Source organism: Bradyrhizobium sp. YR681 (genome assembly GCF_000282615.1).
Taxonomy (GTDB): Bacteria; Pseudomonadota; Alphaproteobacteria; order Rhizobiales; family Xanthobacteraceae; genus Bradyrhizobium.
This window is the reverse complement of sequence record NZ_AKIY01000160.1, coordinates 1-6,975: the sequence shown is the minus strand read 5'-3', so window position 1 is coordinate 6,975 and position 6,975 is coordinate 1. Positions and strand designations below refer to the sequence as shown.

6 protein-coding genes and 1 pseudogene are annotated in these 6,975 nt (G+C 64.4%); 2 read left to right on the top strand and 5 right to left on the bottom strand.

Going from position 1 to position 6,975, the window contains the following annotated elements:
* Positions 1-30: 30 nt before the first annotated feature.
* Positions 31-828 carry an exodeoxyribonuclease III gene (gene xth / locus PMI42_RS12790; RefSeq protein ID WP_008134599.1) on the bottom strand — a complete coding sequence of 266 codons (798 nt, stop codon included), beginning with the start codon at positions 826-828 and terminating at the stop codon, positions 31-33.
* 133 nt (positions 829-961) lie between these two features.
* On the opposite strand from xth, the gene PMI42_RS12785 reads away from it, so the two are divergent.
* Complete coding sequence (locus PMI42_RS12785) at positions 962-3,292, top strand: ATP-binding protein (RefSeq protein ID WP_008134597.1); 2,331 nt, start codon at positions 962-964, stop codon at positions 3,290-3,292.
* An 85-nt stretch (positions 3,293-3,377) separates the two neighbouring features.
* On the top strand, positions 3,378-4,481 hold the full coding sequence (locus PMI42_RS12780) for a dienelactone hydrolase family protein (RefSeq protein WP_008134596.1): 1,104 nt from the start codon (positions 3,378-3,380) through the stop codon (positions 4,479-4,481).
* A gap of 36 nt (positions 4,482-4,517) precedes the next feature.
* On the opposite strand, the gene PMI42_RS12775 is transcribed toward PMI42_RS12780, so the two are convergent.
* The 4 genes and pseudogenes from PMI42_RS12775 to erpA all read right to left on the bottom strand — a co-directional run bounded on the left by PMI42_RS12775 (position 4,518) and on the right by erpA (position 6,760).
* Entirely contained in the window at positions 4,518-5,294 is a 777-nt protein-coding gene (locus tag PMI42_RS12775) for a hypothetical protein (protein WP_240535235.1), read from the bottom strand.
* Positions 5,295-5,533: 239 nt separating this feature from the next.
* Positions 5,534-5,842 (bottom strand): HigA family addiction module antitoxin, encoded by a 309-nt coding sequence (locus tag PMI42_RS12770; RefSeq protein WP_008134591.1) that lies wholly within the window; start codon positions 5,840-5,842, stop codon positions 5,534-5,536.
* Positions 5,843-5,855: 13 nt separating this feature from the next.
* Positions 5,856-6,116 (bottom strand): annotated as a pseudogene (locus tag PMI42_RS12765) (type II toxin-antitoxin system RelE/ParE family toxin); the annotation flags it as partial.
* Positions 6,117-6,430: 314 nt separating this feature from the next.
* Positions 6,431-6,760: an iron-sulfur cluster insertion protein ErpA gene (gene erpA, locus PMI42_RS12760; RefSeq protein ID WP_008134590.1), complete on the bottom strand. Its 330-nt coding sequence runs from the start codon at positions 6,758-6,760 to the stop codon at positions 6,431-6,433.
* Positions 6,761-6,975: the final 215 nt, after the last annotated feature.

Sequence of the window (6,975 nt, the reverse complement as noted above, 5' to 3'; positions counted from 1 at the left end):
GCTGCGCCTGCCGCTGGCGGCCTGCGCACGTTACGCCGCCTCCAGATCCAGATCCGCCCACACCGGCACGTGGTCCGACGGCTTCTCCCAGGCCCGCACATAGCTGTCGATCCCGACATTGGCGAGCCGGTCGCTGGCCTGGGGCGACAGCAGCAGATGGTCGATCCGCAGGCCGTGGTTCTTCTGCCAGGCCCCGGCTTGGTAGTCCCAGAAGGTGTAGAGGCCGGGCTCGTCGGTGACGGCGCGCAAGGCGTCGGTCAGGCCGAGGCCGAGCAGGGACTGAAAACTCTCCCGCGTCTCGGGCTTGAACAGCGCGTCCTCGGTCCAGGCCGCGGGATTGTGGACGTCGCGGGCATGCGGGATGACGTTGAAGTCGCCTGCGAGGATCAGCGGCTCCTCGGTCTTGAGACGCTCCTTCGAATACTCAAGAAGCCGCGACATCCATTTGAGTTTATAGGGATATTTCTCGGTCCCGACCGGATTGCCGTTGGGCAGATAGAGGCAGGCGATGCGCAGCACGCCGCGCTTGAGCGTCACCACGCCCTCGAGGAAGCGGGCATGCGCGTCCTCATCGTCGCCCGCGAGTCCAGACTTGGTCTCGTCGAACGGCAGCTTCGAGAGCAATGCAACGCCGTTGAACGTCTTCTGCCCATGGGTGACGACGTTGTAGCCGAGCGCCTCGATCTCCAGCCGCGGGAAGGCCTCGTCGACGCATTTGATCTCCTGCAGGCAGACGATGTCCGGCTGGCACTCCCTGAGCCAGGTCAGGAGGAGATCGATCCGCTGCCGGACCGAGTTCACGTTCCAGGTGGCAACTCTGATGGGCATGGGGGCGGCTCCGGGCAGGGGCGCTTGTTAGAACAAACTGCAAACGCGCCCGTCAAGGACGCCGCAAAATCTCCCACAAAATTAACCCGGCTTAAGCCGGCCGCAGGCCATTGATACGGAAAAGGTTCTACGGATGGGATGGCCGGTCAAAACTTCACAACCAGCTGAGCCGCGCGACGGCCTCGTCGGCGCGCTCCTGTATTGGCTCGGCGGCTTCGAGATCGAGGACAGCCTGACCGCCGGTCTCAGCGAGCGCGAGCTGCGCCGCATCCGCGCCAAGCAGATCGACGCGGTGACGCGGCTGATCCCGGTGACGATGGCCGTCACCATGCTCAACGTCGCCATCGTGCTGATCCTGTTCTGGGGCAGGGGCTGGAACGACTTCCTCGCGATCTGGGGCCTCACGCTCTCTGCCGTCGCGCTGATCGCGTTTCGGTCGTGGCGGCGGTCGCACCGGAATCCGCCGCAGGAAGCCTCGGCCCGCGCCGCGCGGCACATGCTGCGGCAGGCATTCTTCCTCGCCGCGATCTGGGGCACGCTGCCGCTGGCTCTGTTCAGCCGCGTCGAGCCGACCAGCCAGCTCATTCTCGCCTGCCTGATGGTCGGCATGATGTCGGGGGGCGCCTTCACGCTGTCGACTTTCCCGCGTGCGGGTCTCGTCTATCTCGCAACCATGACCGTCGGTTGCGCCGGCGCGCTGCTGCTCTGCGGGGCCGGACCGTATCTGGTGACGGCGGTGTTCCTGATGCTGTTCGCGTTCTTCATGGCGCGCAACATCGTCTCGCAAGGCAATTTGTTCCTCGGCAATCTCAAGGCCCAGCTCGAGCTCGAACGCCAGACCGAGATCATCTCGCTGTTGCTGAAGGACTTCCAGGAGAACGCCAGCGACTGGCTGTGGCAGACCGACGCCGAGGGGCATCTGGTCGACGTGCCCGAACGCTTCGCCGATGTCGCGCAATTGCCGCTTCCACTGCTCAAGGGATCGCTCTTCGCCGACGTGCTCGACATGCTCTGCCCCGAGGACAAGGCGGCCGCGTACAACATCGTCGGCCTGATGGAGCATGCCGAGCCGCTGCACGAGATGAATCTCAAGGTCGTCGCCGGCGGCGAGGCGCGGCTGTGGTCGCTCACCGCGAAGCCGGCCTATGATCGCGACGGGCAATTTTTGGGCTATCGCGGCTTCGGCCGCGACGTCACCGAGCGCTGGCGCGCCGAGAAGGCCGAGGCCGAGAGCCGCGCCAAGTCCGACTTCCTCGCGGTGATGAGCCACGAGATCCGCACGCCCATGAACGGCGTGCTCGGGCTCGCCAGCATGCTGCTCGAAACGGAACTCGATCCGGAGCAGCGCGAGGCCGTCACCACGATCCGCGAGTCCGGCGACAATCTCCAGCGCATCCTCAACGACATCCTCGATCTGTCCAAGCTCGAGGCCGGCCGCTTCGCGTTCGAGGCGATCGACTTCGCGCCGCAGACGCTGGTCGAGACGGTCGCAACCGTCGTGCGCGCGAGCGCCAAGGGCAAGGGGCTTACGGTCAAGGTCGAACTCGATCCGAGCCTGCCGCCGACGCTGCGCGGCGACGTCGCACGCATCCGGCAGGTGCTGCTCAACCTCGCGTCCAACGCAGTGAAATTCACCGACGAAGGCGAGGTGACGATCGCCGTGACCTGTCAGGCGCGGCGTGATCTGCTTGCGACCGTCGAATGGACGGTGACCGATAGCGGCATCGGCATTGCGCCCGAGAAGGTCGGACAGCTGTTCAGCGACTTCGCGCAGGCCGACGCCTCGATCAGCCGTCGCTTCGGTGGCACCGGGCTTGGGCTTGCGATCAGCAGGCGCATCATCGAGCAGATGGGCGGCACCATCGGCGTCACCTCGACGCCGGGGGAGGGCTCGACCTTCCGCTTCACGCTGGTGCTGCCCTGGAGCCAGGCGCAGGCCTCCGACCAGGCGGCCGGCCGCGACGAGGCAGACGAGCTCAAGGCCCGCATCGCCGAGCTCGACCGGCCGCTGAAGGTGCTGGTCGCCGAGGACGATGCCGTCAACCGCATGGTCGTGAGCAAGATGCTGGGGGCCTTCGACGTCGAGCTGCGCGTCGTCACCGACGGCGTCCAGGCCGTCGAGGCGGCCTCCGAGGGCGATTACGACGTCGTGCTGATGGACGTGCGCATGCCCGACATGGACGGCCTGGCCGCGACGCGCGCCATCCGCGCGCAGGGCGGCCGCTTCGAAGCCCTGCCGATCATCGCGCTGACCGCCAACGCGTTCCAGGAGGACGTCAAGATCTGCCGCGAGGCAGGCATGTCGGACTTCCTGCCGAAGCCGTTGCGCAAGCCTGCGCTGGCCGCGGCCTTGCTGCGCGCGCTGGACGGCCACTCGATGTCCGAGGCCGTGCCGCTTCAGCCGGAACTGATGCCGGTCGAGGTGGAGTGGACGGATGAGGAAAGGCAGATGACGGGGGCGTAGGCGTTAACCCCCTGCATGAATATGCGCTTCGCACCGGTCAGCCGGGCGCTGGCGCTCCAGATGCGCCGTGTTACCTTGCGCCGCCATGCGCCTCCTTGCCCTGCTTCTGATCTTGTTCACGGCCTCTGCCCGCGCCGGCGACGGGCCGTTGATGAGCGCGCATGTGATGTTGCCTGTCGTGATCTCCGGCAACCGTGTGTCGCTCGAAAGCTTCGTCATTCGTCCTGATCGCCCCGGCAAATTTCCTCTCGTCGTGATCACTCACGGAATGCCTTCCGGCAATCAATTCTTCGCCGAGATCCTCGACCGCTCTCCGGTCGGATACAGCAAGGCGGCCGTCGCTTTCGCGCAGCGAGGATATGCAGTGGTCTCGGTCATGCGTCGTGGCTATGGCCGATCCGGGGGCGGGTTTTCCGAGTCGGCGCGGGAGGGCTGCGACTATCTTCCGGCCACGCGTGCTGCCAGCGACGATGTCATTGCGGCGGTCGCTTCACTGCGCAATGAGCCGTGGGTCGACGCTGACCATGTTGTCTTGCTCGGCCATTCCGTTGGGGGGCTCGCCGTGATGGCCGTCGCTGCACAGAACATACCGGGCGTCGTTGGCGCAGTGAATTTTGATGGCGGCCGGCATAGCTTCTCCGCACCCAACCAACCTTGCCCGCCTGATAATCTGGTCGATACATCAGCCGCATTGGGGCATACGGCCCGTATCCCCATGCTTTGGCTCTATGCCGAGAACGATCAATTCTACGGTCCAGACCTGGTACAGCGCATGTTCGCGGCCTACAGCGCTGGCGGCGCGCCTGCGCAGTTGCATATGCTGCCTCCGTTCGAACCGAACGGCCACAATACCGTTGTGCTCGCGCCGGCAGACAGCTGGTTTCCGGCCGTCGATCCCTTCCTTGAAAAGTTGGGTCTTCCAACCAGGACTGTCATCGAGGCGCCGTTGTTCGCTGAGCTACCGATCCCGCCGGGGGCTGTCGCCGCCTGTCAGGCGGCGTTCGCCGACTACCTTGCCAATCCTGACGACGCCAAGGCCTTCGCAGTGAGCACGCACGGCCATTGCGGGACTGGATTTGCCCGCACAGCTCTCGAGGCGCGCGAGCCTGCTGTGATGAAATGCAAGATCAACTCGCGCGGCGAAGATTGCAGGCTTTACGCGCTGGGACAGAAGCTTGCGGGGGACTGAACCGCGGTCCACGCGATGCAGTGTAACGCGGCACCGTCACAGCTTTCCATAGACTCGCCCGGCGACCGCCTTCAGGCGTTCGACCGAGCCGGACTCCGGATGCGGCTTGACCGGGGCGAACAGGATCGAGGCCTGCCTGCCGTTCTTCCAGACAAAGATGTTGACGGCATTGCCGTTGCCCTTGGTGCAGGAATGCTCGCCGAACGCTTCGCCGCCGAGTTCAGGGATCGCGACGTGTGTGCACGGGCCGGCGCGTTTCATCATGCTGATGACCGTGTCACGCGAGATCGAGATCACCGCGACTGTCATGGCGTTGGCCTCACGATCGAACATCATGCAGCTGCCCGCGCCGGTCCGCTGGACCTGCAGCGTGCTCTTGTCGAGGAAGCCGTCGGCATCCCCAGGCGTGAGCCATTCGCAATCGCCGAACCGTTCGCTGCTCTTGCTCACTTTGGCGATGGCAATGCGCGCGGCTTCGGTGAGCGGCCCGAGCAACGCGTCATCGGCGCGCCGGCCGATTGGATAGATGCTGATCTGCAGAATGTAGTCGCCGGACAAGGTGACGATCGAGGCCTCCTGGCGCTGCGCGCCGGCGGCGGCAGTCCTGCGCTGGCCTTCATCGCCGATTCCCGCCACTGCGCTCAGCGGCATGCGCTCGCCAAGCGTCTTGACGAAGGTCGCATACAATTCCCTGGCGCGGTCCTTGTCGGGATTGCGGAACACGGTGAGCATCATCGTGTCGCCGCGCCCGGCCTGGTAGATGCAGCCGCGGCCATCCTGATTTGAAATCAGCGACCATTTGAGCGCCGGCATCGCGCCGGCGAGCTCCTGGGCGCTAATGAACGGGCAGGTTTCGGCAGCGTTCGCGGAAGGCACCGGAAGGGCTGCGATCGCAAGGAAGAGGGCGAAGCAACAGAGCAGACGATGGATCATGCGCATTGGATAATTGACTACCGCTAGTGGCGCTACGACCGCTGAAGATGGGCAGTACACGTTCGCCGTGGCGCAATCACTTGGCGCACGCGATTGCGCGAGGATATCCGAACCTTCGATCACGCCGCCGGTTTAGCCTCGCGCGCCGGGGCGATCTTGCGCAACGTGGCGCCCAATTCGTCCTCAGCCCGTTCCAGGTCATACTGTGTCTGGATACCCATCCAGAACGCGGCCGAGGTGCCGAAATATCTGCCGAGCCGAAGGGCGGTGTCGGCGGTCACCGGGGTTTGCTCATTGGCCAACCGCTCAATTCGTGTGCGCGGCACGCCGACAGCACGGGCCACTGCGTAGGGCGAGAGGTCTAAGGGGCGCAGGAATTCCTCGCGCAGGACTTCTCCGGGATGAACTGGGGGAAGTTTCTTGACCATGGCCGCAAGCCTTTCAATGATAATCCACGATCTCGACCTCCTCCGGTCCCTGATCGCTCCACAGGAATAGGATCCGCCACTGATCGTTTATTCGGATCGAATGCTTGCCAGCCAGGCTGCCCCGCAAAGCTTCCAGCCTGTTGCCCGGCGGCGCCACGAGATCACCGAGCATTGTTGCGTTGTTCAACTGCACCAGTTTTCGGCGGGCCACTCTGGCAACGTCGGTTGGAAACCCCTTCGGAACGCGCCGCTGTTGGAAAATCAACGCAGCGAACGTGCCCCGAAAGCTCCCTGATCATCGCTCGCATGTATTATGTCGCGATACCAAAAACAATCGCCTCCCTCCGCTAGCGCAGCCAGGGTTTCAGCGAAGCCACTCGGGATTGACGGGGTAGGGCCGCTTCAGCATCGGGCGTCTCGAACCGCCGCGCGTGTGCCCGATCGAGCCCCCAGCCTGGGGATCTCGCGATGATGACATCCTACCCCTGTTTTGCCCGACGGGTCAAATGGTATTCGCAAAAGCCGAAACGCACCTGCCGGCGTCCCGGCTACTGTGCATGGGGTTGTTTTGCGGATTTTTAAGTCGGGCTAGATCGAGAAGCTGGTCCCGCAGCCGCAGGACGCCGTCGCATTTGGATTGTTGACGCGGAACGAGGCGCCGATCAGGTCGTCGACGAAGTCGACCTGCGAGCCCGCCAAAAACGGCTGGGAAGCGGAATCGACCAGCACCACCGCGCTCTCCTGCTCGATGACGAGGTCGTCGTCGGTGCGGTCGCGGTCGATGTCGAACTTGTACTGGAAGCCGGAGCAGCCGCCGCCTTCGACCGAGATGCGCAGCATCGCGCCTGTGCCTTCGCCCTTGAGGATCTCCCCAATCCGGCGGGCCGCGCGGTCACTGATGGTCACAGCAGTCGTCATAGCTCGTCTCCGATAGTCCCCCGGTCATACCAAATTCACTTGTCGGGTCCACGTGCCCAATTCATTTGGTATCCCGCATCCGGCATAGTTAAGTGCCACCATACGCAGAATCAAATGGATAGGGACTAAATTCGCCGTGTCCGTCGGAATGGCAGCCCCCCGTGCCCCCTATGCCTGCGACCCCGATCGCAGCCGCGGCCGGCTGGTCGCCGAGC

Bases quoted from the DNA above. Each gene is read 5' to 3' on its own strand.
- xth (WP_008134599.1), bottom strand. From the start codon at position 828: ATGCCCATCAGAGTTGCCACCTGGAACGTGAACTCGGTCCGGCAGCGG.
- PMI42_RS12785 (WP_008134597.1), top strand. From the start codon at position 962: ATGGGATGGCCGGTCAAAACTTCACAACCAGCTGAGCCGCGCGACGGC.
- PMI42_RS12780 (WP_008134596.1), top strand. From the start codon at position 3,378: ATGCGCCTCCTTGCCCTGCTTCTGATCTTGTTCACGGCCTCTGCCCGC.
- PMI42_RS12775 (WP_240535235.1), bottom strand. From the start codon at position 5,294: ATGCCGGCGCTCAAATGGTCGCTGATTTCAAATCAGGATGGCCGCGGC.
- PMI42_RS12770 (WP_008134591.1), bottom strand. From the start codon at position 5,842: ATGGTCAAGAAACTTCCCCCAGTTCATCCCGGAGAAGTCCTGCGCGAG.
- erpA (WP_008134590.1), bottom strand. From the start codon at position 6,760: ATGACGACTGCTGTGACCATCAGTGACCGCGCGGCCCGCCGGATTGGG.